Origin of the sequence: Streptomyces sp. NPDC056128, assembly GCF_042263835.1 — a bacterium.
Lineage (GTDB): Bacteria > Actinomycetota > Actinomycetes > Streptomycetales > Streptomycetaceae > Streptomyces.
The window spans coordinates 72,888-88,834 of the sequence record NZ_JBHJVQ010000018.1; the positions used below are offsets into that span (position 1 = coordinate 72,888).

16 protein-coding genes are annotated in these 15,947 nt (G+C 72.7%); 8 read left to right on the plus strand and 8 right to left on the minus strand.

Annotation, left to right across the window (positions count from 1 at the left end; genetic code table 11):
* Window positions 1-43: 43 nt before the first annotated feature.
* The 4 genes from ACFC1X_RS27415 to ACFC1X_RS27430 form a co-directional block, all read right to left on the minus strand.
* Window positions 44-769, minus strand: coding sequence for a DsbA family oxidoreductase (locus ACFC1X_RS27415; RefSeq protein ID WP_376358084.1), 726 nt, complete (start codon window positions 767-769; stop codon window positions 44-46).
* Between the two features lie 76 nt (window positions 770-845).
* A complete protein-coding gene (locus ACFC1X_RS27420) occupies window positions 846-1,349 on the minus strand; it encodes a GNAT family N-acetyltransferase (protein WP_376358086.1) in 504 nt (167 codons plus the stop codon).
* Between the two features lie 37 nt (window positions 1,350-1,386).
* Entirely contained in the window at window positions 1,387-1,995 is a 609-nt protein-coding gene (locus ACFC1X_RS27425) for a DUF1349 domain-containing protein (protein WP_376358088.1), read from the minus strand.
* 103 nt (window positions 1,996-2,098) lie between these two features.
* Window positions 2,099-3,628, minus strand: a complete 1,530-nt coding sequence (locus ACFC1X_RS27430) for an aldehyde dehydrogenase (NADP(+)) (RefSeq protein WP_376358091.1) — start codon at window positions 3,626-3,628, stop codon at window positions 2,099-2,101.
* Window positions 3,629-3,740: 112 nt separating this feature from the next.
* Here ACFC1X_RS27430 and ACFC1X_RS27435 point away from each other — a divergent pair, with 112 nt between their 5' ends.
* The 8 genes from ACFC1X_RS27435 (at window position 3,741) to ACFC1X_RS27470 (ending at window position 11,037) form a co-directional block, all read left to right on the plus strand.
* Entirely contained in the window at window positions 3,741-4,514 is a 774-nt protein-coding gene (locus ACFC1X_RS27435; protein WP_376358094.1) for an IclR family transcriptional regulator, read from the plus strand.
* Window positions 4,515-4,517: 3 nt separating this feature from the next.
* Entirely contained in the window at window positions 4,518-4,988 is a 471-nt protein-coding gene (locus tag ACFC1X_RS27440) for a GNAT family N-acetyltransferase (protein ID WP_376358097.1), read from the plus strand.
* Window positions 4,989-5,066: 78 nt separating this feature from the next.
* Complete coding sequence (locus ACFC1X_RS27445; RefSeq protein WP_376358100.1) at window positions 5,067-6,071, plus strand: hypothetical protein; 1,005 nt, start codon at window positions 5,067-5,069, stop codon at window positions 6,069-6,071.
* Window positions 6,068-7,312, plus strand: a complete 1,245-nt coding sequence (locus ACFC1X_RS27450) for a sensor histidine kinase (RefSeq protein ID WP_376358103.1) — start codon at window positions 6,068-6,070, stop codon at window positions 7,310-7,312. Before ACFC1X_RS27445 ends, ACFC1X_RS27450 begins: the two co-directional genes overlap by 4 nt.
* Before the next feature lie 187 nt (window positions 7,313-7,499).
* The gene (locus ACFC1X_RS27455; protein ID WP_376358106.1) at window positions 7,500-8,162 is read left to right on the plus strand and encodes a response regulator transcription factor; all 663 of its coding nucleotides are present in this window, start codon (window positions 7,500-7,502) and stop codon (window positions 8,160-8,162) included.
* A gap of 64 nt (window positions 8,163-8,226) precedes the next feature.
* Window positions 8,227-9,681 carry a peptidoglycan D,D-transpeptidase FtsI family protein gene (locus tag ACFC1X_RS27460; RefSeq protein ID WP_376358109.1) on the plus strand — a complete coding sequence of 485 codons (1,455 nt, stop codon included), beginning with the start codon at window positions 8,227-8,229 and terminating at the stop codon, window positions 9,679-9,681.
* 79 nt (window positions 9,682-9,760) lie between these two features.
* A complete protein-coding gene (locus ACFC1X_RS27465; RefSeq protein WP_376358112.1) occupies window positions 9,761-10,327 on the plus strand; it encodes a SigE family RNA polymerase sigma factor in 567 nt (188 codons plus the stop codon).
* The gene (locus ACFC1X_RS27470; RefSeq protein ID WP_376358115.1) at window positions 10,324-11,037 is read left to right on the plus strand and encodes a hypothetical protein; all 714 of its coding nucleotides are present in this window, start codon (window positions 10,324-10,326) and stop codon (window positions 11,035-11,037) included. The genes ACFC1X_RS27465 and ACFC1X_RS27470 overlap by 4 nt, the downstream gene beginning before the upstream one ends.
* 10 nt (window positions 11,038-11,047) lie before the next feature.
* Here ACFC1X_RS27470 and ACFC1X_RS27475 read toward each other — a convergent pair whose 3' ends face one another.
* The 4 genes from ACFC1X_RS27475 to ACFC1X_RS27490 all read right to left on the minus strand — a co-directional run bounded on the left by ACFC1X_RS27475 (window position 11,048) and on the right by ACFC1X_RS27490 (window position 15,930).
* Entirely contained in the window at window positions 11,048-11,845 is a 798-nt protein-coding gene (locus tag ACFC1X_RS27475) for an HAD family acid phosphatase (protein WP_376358118.1), read from the minus strand.
* Window positions 11,846-11,961: 116 nt separating this feature from the next.
* Complete coding sequence (locus tag ACFC1X_RS27480) at window positions 11,962-13,089, minus strand: pectinesterase family protein (RefSeq protein WP_376358121.1); 1,128 nt, start codon at window positions 13,087-13,089, stop codon at window positions 11,962-11,964.
* 17 nt (window positions 13,090-13,106) lie between these two features.
* Window positions 13,107-14,417, minus strand: coding sequence for a polysaccharide lyase family 1 protein (locus ACFC1X_RS27485; protein WP_376358123.1), 1,311 nt, complete (start codon window positions 14,415-14,417; stop codon window positions 13,107-13,109).
* 151 nt (window positions 14,418-14,568) lie between these two features.
* Window positions 14,569-15,930, minus strand: a complete 1,362-nt coding sequence (locus ACFC1X_RS27490; protein ID WP_376358126.1) for an ABC transporter substrate-binding protein — start codon at window positions 15,928-15,930, stop codon at window positions 14,569-14,571.
* Window positions 15,931-15,947: the final 17 nt, after the last annotated feature.

Consider the following 15,947-nt stretch of genomic DNA (forward strand, 5'->3'; position numbering starts at 1 on the left):
TATTCCTACGCGGTTTCTCCAAGCAATCCTTATGTACGGCCCCTCACCTGGGGTTCTCGGCCCCCGGCACCGCGCAGCCCTCGGGACCGCACGCCTCCGCGCCCCCGTCGTCGATCAGCTTCAGCGGGGCGCGCTCGCCCCACGCCTGCGTCAGCGCCTGGGCGAAGACCTCGGCGGGCTGGGCGCCGGAGACGCCGTAGGCCCGGTCGAGCACGAAGAACGGCACTCCGGTGGCCCCGAGCTGCGCGGCCTCGCGCTCGTCGGCGCGGACCTCGTCGGCGTAGGCGGCGGGGTCGGCGAGCACCGCGCGGGCCTCGTCGGCGTCCAGACCGGCGGCGACGGCCAGCTCCACGAGCCGCTCGTCGTCGTTGAAGACGGAGCGCTCGTCGGCGAAGTTGCCCCGGTAGAAGGCGTCGAGGAGCGCCTCCTGCCGCCCCCGCTCCTTGGCGAGGTGCAGCAGCCGGTGCATGTCGAAGGTGCTGCCGTGGTCGCGGTCGCGGGTGCGGTAGTCCAGGCCCTCGGCGGTGGCCTGCGCGCCGAGGTTGTCCTCACCGGCCCGCGCCTGCGCCTCGCTCATGCCGTACTTGGCGGTGAGCATCGTCAGCACCGGCTGCACGTCGTCCTTGGCCCGCCCGGGGTCCAGCTCGAACGACCGGTGGACGACCTCGACGCCGTCCCGGTGCGGGAAGGCCGCCAGCGCCTTCTCGAAGCGGGCCTTGCCCACGTAGCACCACGGGCAGGCGATGTCGCTCCAGATCTCGACGCGCATGTCTCGGCTCTTCTCCAGGTCGTACGGGTACGGAGGCCCTCTCCGCACCTATACGTGAACGTTCAAGCAGCGGGCCTCATTCCCCGGGCACCCGAAAACGCAGGAACAAGTGGTGGTCGCCCTCGGCGGGCGGGTTCTCCGGGTCCGGAACCCAGCCCAGGCGGGCGTAGAAGGCCTGCGCCCGCCGGTTGTCGACGTGCACGTCCAGCACCGCCGCCCGCCGGCCGTCGGCCTGCCACTGCTCGACGCAGGCGGCGTGGAGTGCGGTGCCGAGGCCGGCGCGCCAGTGGCCGGGGTCGACGTGGAACTGGAAGAGCTTGACCGTGTCCGCCGGTCCGTCCTCCGGGACCCGGAAGGAGGCGATGGCGGCGATGCGCCCCTGTTCCACCGCGCACAGCACGTGCCCGTCGGTCCGCTCCACGGCGGTGCGCCAGACGGCCGCCCAGTCGAGACCGTCGTCGGGCAGCCCGTCGGGGTAGTACGTCGCCCGGGCCCGGGCGTGCAGGGCGGCGACGGTCTCGGCCTCGGCGGGCAGGACGGTGCGGATCACCCTGCTTCCGGTCACACGTTCGCTGATCATGCACCGCAGGACGCGCGGAACCACCCTGCCGGTTGCGTCAGCTGCCGTCGCGCAGGTCCGCAGGCCAGCCCGGCCGGAACTCCAGGCGGTCGTACGTCACGACGCAGCCCTCCCCCGTCGGCGCCTGGGCCAGGAAGCCGACCAGGGCCGCACCGGTCTCCTCCGCGTCGCCGAGCGTGAAGAGCCGCACGAACGTCCAGCGCTCCCCGTCGAGCGAGGCGTGGAAGGCGAAGGCCCGCCCGCTGCGGCTGACCCGGAACCAGACGGAACTCCCGTCCACGGTGGAGGAGTTGCAGTCGTCGGAGTGCCCCCGGGTGACCACCGTGCAGACGGTGGGCACGTCCGGCGAGTACTCCAGACACAATTTGGCCCACGCCCGCTCACCGACATGCACGTAGAGCACCCCGGCGTCGAAGGCCCCCTTGAACCCGACGGTGACCCGGGCGACGAGCTGGAAGTCCCCGTCGGGAGCCCCCAGCAGCCGAGGCGCGTCGGAAGGGGCGTCCAGCGCCTCCCCGGTCGGCGTCACGAACCGGTCCTGCCGCGGGCCGGCGGCCCCGGTGAGCACACCGCCCTCGTAGGACCAGCCGCCGTCGGGCCCGTAGGGACGGAGGGGGAAGGGCAGTTCGGGAAGTGCGATGTCCATGTACTGATTCTCTCCGGTCGCGTGTACCTACCAAGGGGCGCGGGGAACTGCGCGACAAGCCACGACGGCGCAGCACCCGCAACGAACCCGCACCCCCACGGCGCTACCGCTCCAAAACCCCGTTGAACCGCCGAGGCACCCCCAACGGATTCCCATCCCGCAACTCAGCCGGCAGCAAAGCCTCCGGCACCCCTTGATACGCCACCGGCCGCAGCCACCGCTCCACAGCCGTCCCCCCCACCGACGTGGACGTCGACGTCGTCGCAGGGTACGGCCCCCCGTGATGCTGAGCCGCCGCCACGGCAACCCCCGTGGGCCACCCATTCACCAGCACCCGCCCCGCAAGCGGCGTCACCGCACCGAGAAGCTCGGCACCACCCCCCTCCCCCGCAACCTCTCCGGAGGAGAGCTGCACGGTCGCCGTGAGATTCCCCGGCAGCCGCGACAGCACCCCCCGCACCTCGTCCTCGTCCTGATAGCGGGCCACCACGGTGACCGGCCCGAAGCACTCCTCCAGCAGCAGATCGTGCTCCCCCTCCGCCGCCAGCCGCGCGGCCGGCACGGTGAGGAACCCGGCGGCGACGGTGTGCTCGCCGCCCGCGCCCGGCGTCACCGGCGAGTCCACGTCGGGCAGCGCGGCGCGCTCGGCGACGCCGGCGACGAAGTTGTCCCGCATGCGGTGGTCGAGCAGGACCCCGGCGTCGGTGTCGCTGACCGCGTCCGTGAGCGTCTTGACCAGGCCGTCACCAGCGGCGCCGGCCGGCACCAGGACCAGGCCGGGCTTCACGCAGAACTGGCCGACGCCCAGCGTCATCGAGCCGGCCAGCCCCGCGCCGATCGCGTCCGCCCGCTCGGCGGCCGCCGCCTCCGTGACGACGACCGGGTTCAGCGAGCCCAGCTCGCCGTGGAAGGGGATCGGCACCGGCCGCGCCGCCGCCGCGTCGAACAGCGCGCGACCGCCCCGTACGGATCCGGTGAAACCGGCCGCGGCGACCAGCGGATGCCCGATCAGTTCGATGCCCGCGTCGAAGCCGTGCACCAGACCGAGGACGCCGTCCGGGATGCCGTGCCGGGCCGCGGCGCGGCGCAGCACCTTGGCGACCAGTTCGGACAGGGCCGGGTGGTCGGGGTGCGCCTTGACGACGACCGGGCAGCCGGCCGCGAGGGCGCTGGCGGTGTCGCCGCCGGGGACGGAGAAGGCGAAGGGGAAGTTGGAGGCGGAGTAGGCCGCGACGACGCCGAGGGGCACCTTGTAGCGGCGCAGGTCCGGGATGGGCGGGGTGGCGGTGTCGTCGGGGTGGTTGACCACGACACCGAGGAACTCGCCCTCGTCGACGATGTCCGCGAAGGCCCGCAGCTGGTAGCAGGTGCGGGCCAGTTCGCCGGTGAGCCGTACGGGGCCGAGCGCGGTCTCCGCGTCGGCGGCCTCGACCAGCGTCCCCTCGGCGGCCTTCAGTTCGTCGGCGGCACTGCGCAGGAAGGCCGCGCGGACGGTACGGTCCGCGAGGGCGCTCCGGGCGGCGTGCGCGGCGCGGACGGCGTCGTCCACCTCCTGGGCGGTGGCCTCCACCGCGACCTGTTCACGCTGCTTCCCGGTACGGGGGTCGACACTCCAGACTGGTGCTGCTGCCACCGCGGGTCCCTCCACGTGCTCTGCATCCGACCGTTCGATATACTGAACGCTGTCTCTGATGATGAATATGCTGTTCGAGACTATTTCCCGGCGAACGAAGGGGTCAAGGGCGATGTCGGCTGGCGATACGGGGGGCGGAGCGCAGGTCAAGTCCGCGGTGCGGACGGTTGAACTGCTCGAGTACTTCGCCGGACGCCCCGGTATGCACTCCCTCGCGTCGGTCCAGGAGGCCGTCGGCTATCCCAAGTCCAGTCTCTACATGCTGCTGCGCACGCTGGTGGAGCTGGGCTGGGTGGAGACGGACGCCACGGGCACGCGGTACGGCATCGGCGTACGGGCGCTGCTGGTCGGCACCTCGTACATCGACGGCGACGAGGTGGTCGCGGCGGCGCGGCCGACGCTGGACCGGCTCTCCGACGACACGACGGAGACCATCCACCTCGCGCGCCTGGACGGCACGAACGTCGTCTATCTGGCCACCCGGCAGTCGCAGCACTACCTGCGGCCGTTCACCCGGGTCGGCCGGCGGCTGCCCGCGCACTCGACGTCGCTGGGCAAGGCGCTGCTGAGCACGTACACCGACGAGCAGGTCCGCAAGATGCTGCCGGAGACGCTGCCGGCGCTCACCGAACACACCATCACCGACCGGGAGAAGCTCATCGAGGAGCTGCGCCTGGTGCGGGAGCAGGGGTTCGCCGTGGACCGCGAGGAGAACACGCTGGGGCTGCGCTGCTTCGGCGTGGCGGTGCCCTACCGCACCCCCGCGCGGGACGCGATCAGCTGCTCCGTGCCGGTGGCGCGGCTGACGCCCGCGCACGAACAGATGGTGAAGGACGCTCTGTTCGACGCGCGGGACCGGCTGACACTGGCCACGCGTAGGCTCTGAGCCATGCTCATCGCACTGCGCGACGTCCACGACAGCGATCTGCCCGTGTTCTTCCGGCAGATGAACGATCCGGAGGCCCTGCGCATGGCGGCCTTCACGCCGAAGGACCCGGCCGACTGGGACGCGTTCGCGGCCCACTGGAGCAGGATCCGGGCCTCCGCCGACATCGTGCGGACCATTCTCGGCGACGGTGACGTCGTGGGCAGCGCGGCGGTGTACGGGGAGCCGGGCGAGCGCGAGGTCACCTACTGGGTGGACCGGGCGTACTGGGGCCGCGGGGTGGCGACGGCCGCGCTGCAGGCCCTGCTCGCCGAGGTGCCGGACCGGCCGCTGTACGCCCGTGCGGCGGCCGACAACGCCGGGTCGCGGCGGGTGCTGGAGAAGTGCGGCTTCGAGACGACCGCCCGGGCCAGGGGCTTCGCGGCGGCGCGGGGCGAGGAGATCGACGAGGTCGTCCTCCACCTCGCGCACTGACCCCCTCCGCCGCGCGGCGGAGGCGGATCGTCGCCGCGCGTGACGTGCGCGGGGGTGTCCGCGCGGGAGCGTGGAGGCATGACGCAGACGTTCGCACCCACGCCCTCACCGGCCGCCACGGCGCCGGGGCCCACCCGGACCCGTCGGCTCCTGCGCGCGGTGGCCGTGCTCTCCTGCCTCCCGTACCTCGGGCTCAAGGCCGCCTGGATCGCGGGGAGCCGGATCGGCATCCCGGAGGGCAGCGCGCTGCTGGACGACCGGGTGACCATGATCGTCGCCAACGGGGTCTCGGTCCTGCTGGACAGCTGTGTGATCGTGCTGGCGCTGGTGCTGACCCGGCCGTGGGGGCGGCGGGTGGCCGCGTGGCTGCTGGCGTTCCCCGTGTGGGTCGCCACGGGGCTGCTCGCGCCGATCATGGCCGGGTTCCCGCTGCAGCTGCTCACGCGGGCGCTGGGCGGCGACACCGCGACGGCGCCCGGTCCGGGGCGCGAACCCTTCCTCCAGGAATGGGTGTTCGCGGTCGTGTACACGGGGTTCATCGTGCAGGGGCTCGCCCTCGGGGCGCTGTTCGTGCTCTACGCCCGGGACCGCTGGGGACACCTGTGGCGCGGGCGGATGCGGGAACTCCCGGCCGGCGTCGTCGGCACGCCGTACCGGGCCGTCGCCGTCGCCGCGGCGATCCTCGCGTCCCTCCCGCTCGCCGTCCGGCTGTACTGGACGTGCGGTGGCACGGCGGGGCTCGGGGACGAGAACCGCACGACCGACTTCCAGGTACTGGACGGCATGCACGTCGCGTTCCTCGTCGGGGCCGTCGTCGGCGCCCTGTTGCTCGCCTTCCGCCGCGCCCGCGTCCTGCCGGTCGCGGTGCCCCTCGCGTCGACCTGGGTCTGTTCCGGCGCCGCGGCCTGCTGGGGCGGCTGGGTGCTGCTCGCCACACTGATCACGGCCGACGATCCCGCCGACCGGCCGACAGCGCTGATGACGCTCACCTACGCTGGCCAGATGACCGTCGGCCTGCTCCTCGCGTCAGTCGGCGCCCACTTCCTCGTCCGGCGGTCGGCCGCCCTCGGCACCCGGCCATGACCGCGTTCGCCGGGCTGCTGTTCGGGCGGCGAACGCGGCTGCGGTGGATCCATCTGATCCTCGGCGGCGCGCTCGCCATGCCGTACGTCCTGGTCGGCTCGGTCGTCGTCGGCCCGGTCGCCGGGGACGCGAACGTCTTCGGCTCACTGCGCCTGCAACTGGCCTCGTTCGCCGTCGGGCTGCCGCTGGCCGCCGTCACCTCGCTGTTCCCGCTGACCCGGCCGCTGGAGTCCGGCGTCGTGCGGTCGCTGTGCGGGGTCGAGCCGGACCGGCTCGCCCACGGGCCCGCCCGCACCAAGGGCGAGAAGGGGCGTACGGCGGCCTGGTTCACGCTGCATCTGGGCTTCGGCGGTGTCATCGCGGGGATGTCGCTCGCGGTGCCGCCGTTCGCGGCCGCGCTGATCGCGCTGCCGTTCGTGCCGGCGCTGCGGGACGACCGGATGGGGCTGCCCGGTGTCCTCCAGCACACCTGGTCGCTCGCGCTCGCGCCGGTCGCGGGCGCCGCGATGCTGGTCGCGCTCGCCGGGTGCGCCGCCGCCTGCGGCACACTGCTGGCCCGCTGGGCGCCCGCGCTGCTCGGCCCCTCCGCCGAGGACCGGGTCGCGGCGGCCGAGGCCCGCGCCGCCGCGCTCGCCGTCCGCAACCGGCTCGCGCGCGAGCTGCACGACTCCGTCGGCCACGCGCTGAGCGCGGTCACCCTCCAGGCGAGCGCGGCCCGCCGGCTCCTGGACAGCGACCCGGAGTTCGTCCGCGAGGCGCTGGCCGCGATCGAGGACACCACCCGGCGCACGGTCGGCGAACTCGACGCCGTACTGGGCGTACTGCGCGACGGCGACGCCCCCGGCACCGCGCCGACGCTCGCCGCCGATCTCGACGGGCTGCTGCACCGCACCCGCGCGGGCGGACTGCGGGTGACCGCCACGGTCACCGCCGACCCCGGCGCGCTGCCGCCGTTGGTCTCGCGCGAGGCGTACCGCATCGTGCAGGAGGGGCTGAGCAACGCGCTCAGGCACGCGGGCGCGGACGTCACCGTGGCGCTCCGCGTCGACGTGCGCGACGACGACCTGCGGATTTCCGTCGAGAACCCCCTCGGCGAGGCCCGCACCACGCGCCCCGGCGGCGGCCACGGCCTGCGCGGCATCACCGACCGCGCCCGCCTGCTGGGCGGCGCGGCCGAGGCCGGCGCCGAGGGAGAGACGTGGCGCCTCCACGTACGCCTGCCCCTGAGGGGGACCACGTGACCCGCCCGCGCCGGGCCCGGCCCCTCCGCCGCGGACGGGATCGGGACCACCCCGCCCGATCCCGGCGCCGCCTCTCCCTCCGCGTCCTGGGCCGGAGGGGAATCGGCAACCACCTGATCCGGCCGGAGACCCTGCCGACCCGCCCGCCCCACGTCCCGCCGCCGCAAGCGGCATCCGAGGAGACCCCGTGACCCGCCCGCCGATCCGGATCGTGCTCGCCGACGACGAGCGGATGGTGCGCACCGCGCTGCGTGCCATCCTCTCCGCCGAGGCGGGCCTGGAGGTGGTCGGGGAGGCGGCCACCGGTGCCGAGGCGGTGTCCGTGGTGCGGGAGACCCTGCCGGACGTGGTCCTGATGGACGTCCGCATGCCCGGCGTCGACGGCATCCGCGCCACCGAGCAGATCCTCGCCACCGTCGCCGCGCCGCCCCGCGTCGTGGTCGTGACCACCTTCGAGAACGACTCCTACGTGTACGACGCCCTGCGTGCCGGGGCCGCCGGGTTCCTGCTCAAGCGGGCCGACGCCGACACCCTCGTCCGCGCGGTGCGGCTGGTGGCGCACAGCGACACGCTGCTGTTCCCGTCGGCGGTGCGGACGCTGGCCGCCGAGCACGCCCGCGCGCACCCCGCCCCGCCGCCCTGGGTGGCGCGGCTCACCGAACGCGAGGGCGCGGTGCTGCGCCTGATGGCGACCGGCCTGACCAACGCGGAGATCGCGGCGCGGATGGCGGTGGGCCCGGCCACGGTGAAGACACACGTGGCGTCGGTGCTGGCGAAGACCGGCAGCCGGGACCGCACCCAGGCGGTGATCCGGGCCTACGAGGCCGGCTTCACGCGACCGGCCACATGAACGGACGATGAGAAAACGGGGCACATGGAACGATCGGCCCCGGCCCGTTCGTCCTGTCAGCGGGATGAACAAGACGATCAGGCGCGCATCGGTCTTCACGCTGCTCCTGGTGTTCGCTCTGCTGATCAGGGCGACCTGGGTGCAGTTCTACGAGGGCCAGGCGCTCGCGGACAGCAAGGACAACCGGCGCAACGCGATCGAGACGTACGCGGAGCCGCTCGGGAACATCATCGTGGCCGGCCGGTCGGTCACCGGCTCGGCGCCCACGGAGGGGAGCGACCTCGCCCACAAACGCACATACGAGAACGGCAAGCTGTACGCGGCCGTGACGGGCTACGCCTCGCAGGCGTACGCGCCGACCCAGCTGGAGGGCATCTACCAGGACGTGCTCAACGGCACCGACCCGCGGCTCAAGACCGTCATGGACACGATCACGGGCACGCGCGCCGAGCCGGGGAACGTGGTCACCACCATCGACCCGGCCGTGCAGAAGGCCGGGTTCGACGCCCTGGGCGAGACGAAGGGCGCCGCCGTCGCGATCGACCCGAAGACGGGCAAGATCCTGTCGGTCGTGTCGACCCCCTCGTACGACCCGACGTCGCTCACCGACGCCAACACCGCGGGCGAGGCCTGGGAGAAGCTCACCAAGGACCCGGACAAGCCGCTGACCAACCGCGCGCTGCGCCAGCCGCTGCCGCCGGGCTCCACGTTCAAGCTGGTCGTCGCGGCCGCCGCGCTGGAGAACGGGCTGTACGGGTCGGTGGACGAGAAGACCGACAGCCCGGACCCGTACCGACTGCCGGGCACCACGACAGACCTGTCCAACGAGAACCCGAACGCCCCCTGCGAGAACGCCACGATCCGCACCGCGCTCCAGTACTCGTGCAACAACGTGTTCGCGAAGATGGCCGTCGACCTCGGCCAGGACGAGCTGCGCGCCATGGCGGAGAAGTTCGGCTTCAACGACGAATCGCAGGACGTGCCGGTCCGGGCGTACACCAGCGTGTACCCGAAGGACATGAACAGTTCGTCGACCGCCCTCACGGGCATCGGCCAGTTCGACGTGACGGCGACCCCGCTGCAGATGGCGATGGTCTCGGCGGCCCTCGCCAACGGCGGCGAGCTGGTCTCCCCGCACATGGTGTCGCAGGTCACCGACAGCGGCGGCGACGCCCTGGAGGACCACTCCGACGCGGACTCGAAGCGGATCGTCGGCTCCGACACCGCCGAGCAGCTCCAGTCGGCGATGCAGACCGTCGTCGACGAGGGCACCGGGTCGAACGCGCAGATCGCCGGCGCCACGGTGGGCGGCAAGACGGGCACGGCCCAGCACGGCGAGAACAACAGCAAGACGCCGTACGCCTGGTTCACCTCGTACGCCAAGTCCGACTCCTCGGACAAGGAGGTCGCCGTGGCGGTCATCATCGAGCAGTCCGACGCCGCCCGCTCCGAGGTCAGCGGCAACGGCCTGGCGGCCCCGGTGGCCAAGGCGATGATGGAGGCGGCGCTCAAGAGCTGACCCTCCCCCGCGGATCCGGTCTGTCATACGGTGTTCGACGCCGGGGACACCGGGACGCCGCTGCGAGGAGGGTCCGCCCGTGGGGAGAGCCGCCGACGACGCCGCCTCCGCGGAGTTCCACGCCTTCTTCGAACGCCACTACGCCGAACTGGCCCGGCTCGCCCACCTGCTGACGGGCGAGCCGGACGCCGCCGACGACCTCGCGGCGGACGCCCTGCTGGCCCTGTGGCACCGCTGGGACCGGGTGCGCGCGGCCGACCATCCGGTGGCGTACGCCCGCGGTGTCGTCGCCAACCTGGCCCGCTCCCGTATCCGCGCCGCCGTGCGCGAGCGCAGACGGGCCGCCCTGTTCTGGTCGCAGCGCGAGCAGCGGACGGAGAACCCGGACGTCGCCGGGGTGGTCGACGTGCGGGAGGCGCTGCGCCGGCTGCCGTTCCGCAAGCGGGCGTGTGTGGTGCTGCGGCACGGGTTCGACCTCTCCGAGCGGGACACGGCGCTCGCCCTAGGCGTCTCGGTGGGCACGGTCAAGAGCCAGACCTCGAAGGGCGTCGCCGAACTCCAGCGGCTGCTCGGCACCCGGGCGGCTCCTCGGCAGGTGCGCGCGGCACTCGCGCGCGGCGGTGAGGCCGCGGGAGGGGCCGGATGACCGGGCGGCGGGACGCCGACGCGGAACTCCGCGCCCGGCTGCGCCGGGCGGCCGGGGCGCACGAGCCGGACCGGGCGCGCATCCTGGCCCGGGTGGAGCGCGGCATGGCGGCCGGGGACGGCACCGGACCCCATCGGCCGGCCCGTGCGCTGCCGGGCTGGGCGCGGGTGGCCGGGGCGACCGTGGCGGTGGCGGGCGTCCTGGTGGCGGGCGTCCTGGTGGCCGGCGGCCACCTGGCCGCGTCGACGGTGGGCGAGGACGCTCCCGCACCGCGCCCGGTCGCCGCCCCGCCCGGTTCGCGGGAGCCCGGGTCGCGCGGCCCGCTGTGGTCGGCCGGCGCGGTGGACCCGCACAGCAACGAGTTCTGGGCGCAGAGCAACATCACTCTGAGAACGAGCGCTCCCCTGACCGCGCTCACCGTCGAACTGCGGGTGGCGCAGACCGGCTCGGTCACCTCGACGGGCGCGTGGCGTTCGCTGCCCGAGGCCGACTTCACCTTCACGGCCGGTGAACGGAGCGGCTTCCTCGTCTACCGGTGGGCCCTCAAGCCGGGCCGCACCGTCCCGGCGGGCGAGTGGATGTTCGCCGGGCAGTACAACCACGAGCGCGGTGGCCGGGACGCGCGCGGCGACCGCTACTCCGCGACGGCCACCGCGGCGTCCGGACGCCACTCGGTGGAGGGCGGTTTCACGCCGCGCGAGGGCGGCTGACGCCCCCGCGCTACTCGACGAAGTACGTCGGGTTGGGCAGCTTGTACGTGCGATCCGCGTGGCCGCCCTGGAGGTCGGAGTACTGGTCGCCGACGTTGGCGACGATGTCGTACCCGAGGTCCCGCTCGATGTGCCGGCGGGTGCCCGCCTTGTACTGCACGGTGGTGCAGGTCCAGGTGCCGGGGGTGGCGCAGTGGGCGAGGTAGGACGGCGGGTGCGCCTTGTCCTTGAGGAACATGTGGGCGGCGTCGAGGTTCACGTCGGCGCCCACCGTCTTCAGGTTCCGCACGGCGGCGGCGCGCTGCTCCTCGCCCAGACCCGAGTTGTAAAAGACCTCGACGCCCTTCTTCTCGGCGTACCGGACGAGCCCGGGGCTGCCGGGGACGGCGGGGCGGTCCGCGCGGTCGACGTAGGCCGCCCAGGTGGCGCTGTCGTAGCCGTAGTTGTTCTTCTTCTCGTAGTCGAGGCTGAGGAGCAGCGTGTCGTCGATGTCGAAGACGACCGCCGGCTTCGTGTGCCGGTGGGCTGCCGTGCGGGCCGCCCCGTCGATCTGTTTCCTCGCGGCGGCGTCGGCCCGGGCCAGGTCGGCGGCGTACGGGCTGTCCGGGGAGGCCTGGTAGACGCCGTCGGCGTCGCGGGTGGTGCCGTAGTAGGCGTCGATGTCCTTGGCCAGCTGCCCGATGTTGTAGGGCTCGTGGGTGGAGTTGGCGGTGGACTGGCCGGCGGTGGCGGCGCCCGTGCCGTACAGGACGGCACCGGCGACGGCGCAGGCGGCGGCGACGGTCGCGAGGCGCAGTGGTTTATGCATGACACATGTTTCTACGCGCGTCACCCGGGTGGACGCGAGACCCGTGGCCGGATCCGCGCCCCTATACCTGGCAAAATTCGCGTCAAGCGGGTCAAGTGCCGGACCCGGCAAGCCCGTCACGGCATGCGTCGGTACGGCCGCCAGTCGCCCAGGTACGCCTCCCGGGTGTGCGCCGCCGCCTCGGCGCGGGTGAGCCGGGGCCGGTTCTCCGGGACGGTCACCACGGCGCCGGGCCCGGTGTTGCGGTACTCCCGGAACCGCTGCCGCTGCCAGGGGTGTTCGTCCCGCATGTTCGCGTAGGGCGCGCGGGCATCGATGCCCGCGCCGAGGCGGGTCTCGCGCACGGTGAGCATCGGGCGGGCGGTGCTGTCGGAGCTGGGCACCCAGGGGCGGGCCAGCTTGTAGTAGCCGTCGGGGGCCGCACTGTCGACGCGGCCGCCGGTCACCAGGTAGCCGCGCGGGTTGGCACCCGCCGTGGACGGCGCGAAGACGAAGCCGTAGGGGGCGGCGTCGAGGTCGGTGCGGGCCAGGGTGCGGAAGTGGCAGTGCTCGTACACCGCGGTCGCCCGGCCGAAGACGAAGTCGACGTCGCCCTCGACATGACAGTGCGCGTAGTACTGGCGGGCGAAGTGGGAGAGGTCGCGGCTGTCGGCGTAGAGGGTGTCCTGGTGACCGAGGAAGCGGCAGTGGTGGAAGGCGGAGCGGTCGCCCTGGACCTTGACCGCGACGGCCTGGGTGCCGGTGATGCCGGGGTGGTCGGCGCGCAGCCAGTCGTTGGCGAAGGTGAGGTGGCGGGCGGTGAAGCCGTCGGCGCGCAGGGTGGTGGTGGCCGACCCGCTGGTGCCGTGAGTGCCGGAGCCGTCCGGCTTGGGGGTGCCGGCCGCGTTGTCGTACACGATGACGACGTCGCGCGGATCCCCGGAGGCGCCGATCCAGGTCGCCGCGGTGCGGTCGGTGTCGAGCAGGACCGTCTCGCGGTAGGTGCCGGGGGCGAGGACCAGCGTCCAGCCGCTCCCCGCGGCCGCGGTCACGGCGGCCTGTACGGAGGTGAAGTCGCCGCGGCCGTGCGGGTCGACGTACAGGGTCTTCGGGGAGCGCCGGGCGGCCGGTGAGCCGTGGCGGCCGAAGGGGCGCGGGTGGGGCCGGGGTCCGGCGACGGCGGGGCGGGCGGTGAGGCCGAGGGCGGCGCCCGCGCCGGCGGTCGTCACCAGGAATCCCCTGCGGGACAGGGCGGGTCTGGGCATGCGGATGCTCCTTCGGGTCAGCGCAGGCGTCCGGCGCCCGCGCCGTGGTCCACGGCGAACGGGACCGCCCAGGCGGGCAGGACCTTGGTGCGCAGGGTGGGCGTCCAGCCGGCGCCGGAGCGCAGGGTCTCCTCCGGGATCTCCGCGTTGTGCACGGCGATCAGGTCGACGGTGCGGCCGTTGACGCGGTTGTGCGCGGCGGTGAGCGGCGCGTCGTTCCAGCGCTTGAGCACGTTCGCGGCGCTGACGCCGTCGGGCAGCGTGAAGGCGTTGTGCTCGGCGACGAGCTGGGACTCCTTGCCCACGCCGAAGCTGTAGGCGTAGTCCTCGCCGGCCACGAAGTGGTTGTTGTAGACGTCGACCTGCCCGAACCGCACCCGGGGGGCGCGCTCGACGAGGTTCTTGAACAGGTTGTGGTGGAAGGTCACCTTCAGGTGCCCGCGGTCGCCGGCGGCGGTGGACTCGCTGTCGCTGTTGCCGATCAGGATCGTCTTGTCGTGCTCGGTGAACACGTTCCAGGACGCGGTGACGAAGTCGGCGCCGCGTACGACGTCGAGCTGGCCGTCGTGCTGCTGGTAGAGCGTGCCGAAGTAGGTGGGCGCCGCGCTGTCGGGGTGGTCGCCGTCGGTGAAGGTGTTGTGGTCGAGCCAGACGTGCGTCGATCCGTACACGACGGCGCTGTCGTACTCGGAGTTCCAGTTGCCCGTGTCGCCGTCCGTCGGGTCCCACTGCGGGAAGCAGTCCACGGGGCTCTCGAAGGTCAGGTTGCGGACGATGACGTTGTCCACGCCCTTGATCTGCAGACTGGCGCCCTTGAGACCGGCGCCGCGGCCGACGCCGATGATCGTGGTGTTGGACGGGACCTCCGCCTTGACGGCCAGGTCCTGCCGGGCGGCGGAGGCACGGCGCAGCCCCTCGGGGCTGCCGTCGGGCTCGGCGCTCAGGTCGGTCTCCGTGCCCCAGTTCTCGGGGGAGTACTTCTCCAGGTAGGCGTCGAAGTCGTAGCCGGGCGCGGCGAAGGCGTCACACCCCTGGGCGACGGCGTCGACGGTCCCCTTCACCTTGATGATCCTCGGCGCGCTGCCTTCGACGGCGAGCGCGGCCCGGAACCCGTCCCAGTCGCTGACGGTGAAGACGCGGGAAGCGTCGGCGGCGGCCCCACCAGTGGTCCCGGCCCCTTCGGCGGCCCACCCGTCCTTCACCGGCAACGTCTGCCGGGCGACATCGCGGTGCGGATGGTGCCCGGGCAGTGCCTGGGCGGTGGCGACGGTCAGGGTCAGCACGAGAGTGGTACAGCCGGCCAGCAGGCCAACTCGGCGCAGATGCATAGTGCGGCTCTCCTTGTTCATGAGTGACACGCCAGTGCCTTATAACGGGGGGCAGACCACCCACCCCAGGGGCGCGGGGAACTGCGCGCCCAGCCAGGGACGGCCCGCAGCCCGAACACAACGGACCGCCCCACGCCGAACCCGGCAAGAACTAACCCAACTGCGCAACCCAGTCGGCCTGCGCCGCATTCAACTTCTCGGCCAACTCATCGAGGAACGACTCCGCACTCATGTCCCCGAGCAACACCTTCTGGAACCCCGGCTCACTCTCCGACTTGGACAGCGTGTTCCAGTCCGGCAGGTAATACGGCAGCTGCACGATGGTCGTAGACCCATCACTCAGCGCCTCCGCCGCCAGCTTCGTAGGCTCGGCCTTCTGGATCCACGCGTCCTGCCCGGCCCCGGTGTTGGACGGCACCTGCCCGGCCGACTCGTTGAACTTCGAGTTCTGCTCCTTCGACGTGGCGAACTCGATGAACTTCCAGGCCGCCTCCTTGTTCTTGGAGCTCTTGAACACGCCGAGCCCGTCGACCGGGTTGGACACCTGGACCCGCTTGCCCCCGGGGCCGACCGGCTGCGGGATGCCGCGGAACTTGTCGACCCCGAGCGCCTTCACGTGGTCCTGGTAGGAGCCGAGGTTGTGGTTGAGCATGCCGATCGTGCCGGTGTCCCACTGGGCGACCATCTTGGCGAAGTCGTTGTTGACGTCGGCGGCCGGCGTGACCTTCTTGTAGAGGGCGGCGTACTTCTCCAGCGCCGCGACGTTCTTCGGGTCGTTGACGGTGGTCTTCTTCTTGTCGGCGTCCCAGAACGAGGTGATGCCGGACTGCCCGTACATCGCGTCGAACGCCTGGGCGATGGAGCCGGAGCCGCCGCGGATGGTGTAGCCGAACTCGTTCTTGTCCGCCTTGGTGAGCTTCTCCGCGGCCGTGAAGAAGCGGTCCCAGGTGGTCGGCTCCTCCAGCCCGGCCTTCTCGAAGAGGTCGGTGCGGTAGTAGAGGACGCCGTTGTTGGCGGAGGTCGGCACCGAGTACAGGGTGCCGTCGCCGCCGCCGGCCGCCTTCAGGGACTCGACCATGTCCTTGTTGAGCTGCCCGTTCAGGGAGGACTTCGCGAGCCGGCCGTCCAGCGGCTCCAGCGCGCCCTGGGCGGAGAAGCCCGCGAGCATCGAGGCTGTGACGCCGCCGACGTCCGGCAGGCCCCCGCCCTGGATGGCGGTGTCGACCTTGGACTGGTACTCGGTGGCGGCGATCCCGACGTACTCCACGTCGATGTCCGGGTTGGCCTTCTCGAAGTCGGCGATGATCTCCTTCCAGACGGCCGTACGGATACCGCCGTTGTTGTCCCAGAAGACGATCTTCCCCTTGCCGCTGCCCTCCGCGCCCTTGTCGCCGGCCCCGCTGCCGTCGTCACCGCAGGCGGTGGCGGTCAGCGCGAGTACGGCGCCGAGGGCGACGGCGGCGGACGTCCGGCGCCTGCCTGTGCCTCTGCTGCTGAGCATGCTGATCTTCATTGGTCGGCTCTCTTCTT

Excerpts from the sequence above, each read along its gene's own strand:
- ACFC1X_RS27460 (WP_376358109.1), top strand. The coding sequence starts at position 8,227 with ATGAACAAGACGATCAGGCGCGCATCGGTCTTCACGCTGCTCCTGGTG.
- ACFC1X_RS27415 (WP_376358084.1), bottom strand. The coding sequence starts at position 769 with ATGCGCGTCGAGATCTGGAGCGACATCGCCTGCCCGTGGTGCTACGTG.
- ACFC1X_RS27435 (WP_376358094.1), top strand. The coding sequence starts at position 3,741 with ATGTCGGCTGGCGATACGGGGGGCGGAGCGCAGGTCAAGTCCGCGGTG.
- ACFC1X_RS27445 (WP_376358100.1), top strand. The coding sequence starts at position 5,067 with ATGACGCAGACGTTCGCACCCACGCCCTCACCGGCCGCCACGGCGCCG.
- ACFC1X_RS27485 (WP_376358123.1), bottom strand. The coding sequence starts at position 14,417 with ATGCATCTGCGCCGAGTTGGCCTGCTGGCCGGCTGTACCACTCTCGTG.
- ACFC1X_RS27420 (WP_376358086.1), bottom strand. The coding sequence starts at position 1,349 with ATGATCAGCGAACGTGTGACCGGAAGCAGGGTGATCCGCACCGTCCTG.
- ACFC1X_RS27475 (WP_376358118.1), bottom strand. The coding sequence starts at position 11,845 with ATGCATAAACCACTGCGCCTCGCGACCGTCGCCGCCGCCTGCGCCGTC.
- ACFC1X_RS27425 (WP_376358088.1), bottom strand. The coding sequence starts at position 1,995 with ATGGACATCGCACTTCCCGAACTGCCCTTCCCCCTCCGTCCCTACGGG.
- ACFC1X_RS27490 (WP_376358126.1), bottom strand. The coding sequence starts at position 15,930 with ATGAAGATCAGCATGCTCAGCAGCAGAGGCACAGGCAGGCGCCGGACG.
- ACFC1X_RS27480 (WP_376358121.1), bottom strand. The coding sequence starts at position 13,089 with ATGCCCAGACCCGCCCTGTCCCGCAGGGGATTCCTGGTGACGACCGCC.
- ACFC1X_RS27470 (WP_376358115.1), top strand. The coding sequence starts at position 10,324 with ATGACCGGGCGGCGGGACGCCGACGCGGAACTCCGCGCCCGGCTGCGC.
- ACFC1X_RS27440 (WP_376358097.1), top strand. The coding sequence starts at position 4,518 with ATGCTCATCGCACTGCGCGACGTCCACGACAGCGATCTGCCCGTGTTC.
- ACFC1X_RS27450 (WP_376358103.1), top strand. The coding sequence starts at position 6,068 with ATGACCGCGTTCGCCGGGCTGCTGTTCGGGCGGCGAACGCGGCTGCGG.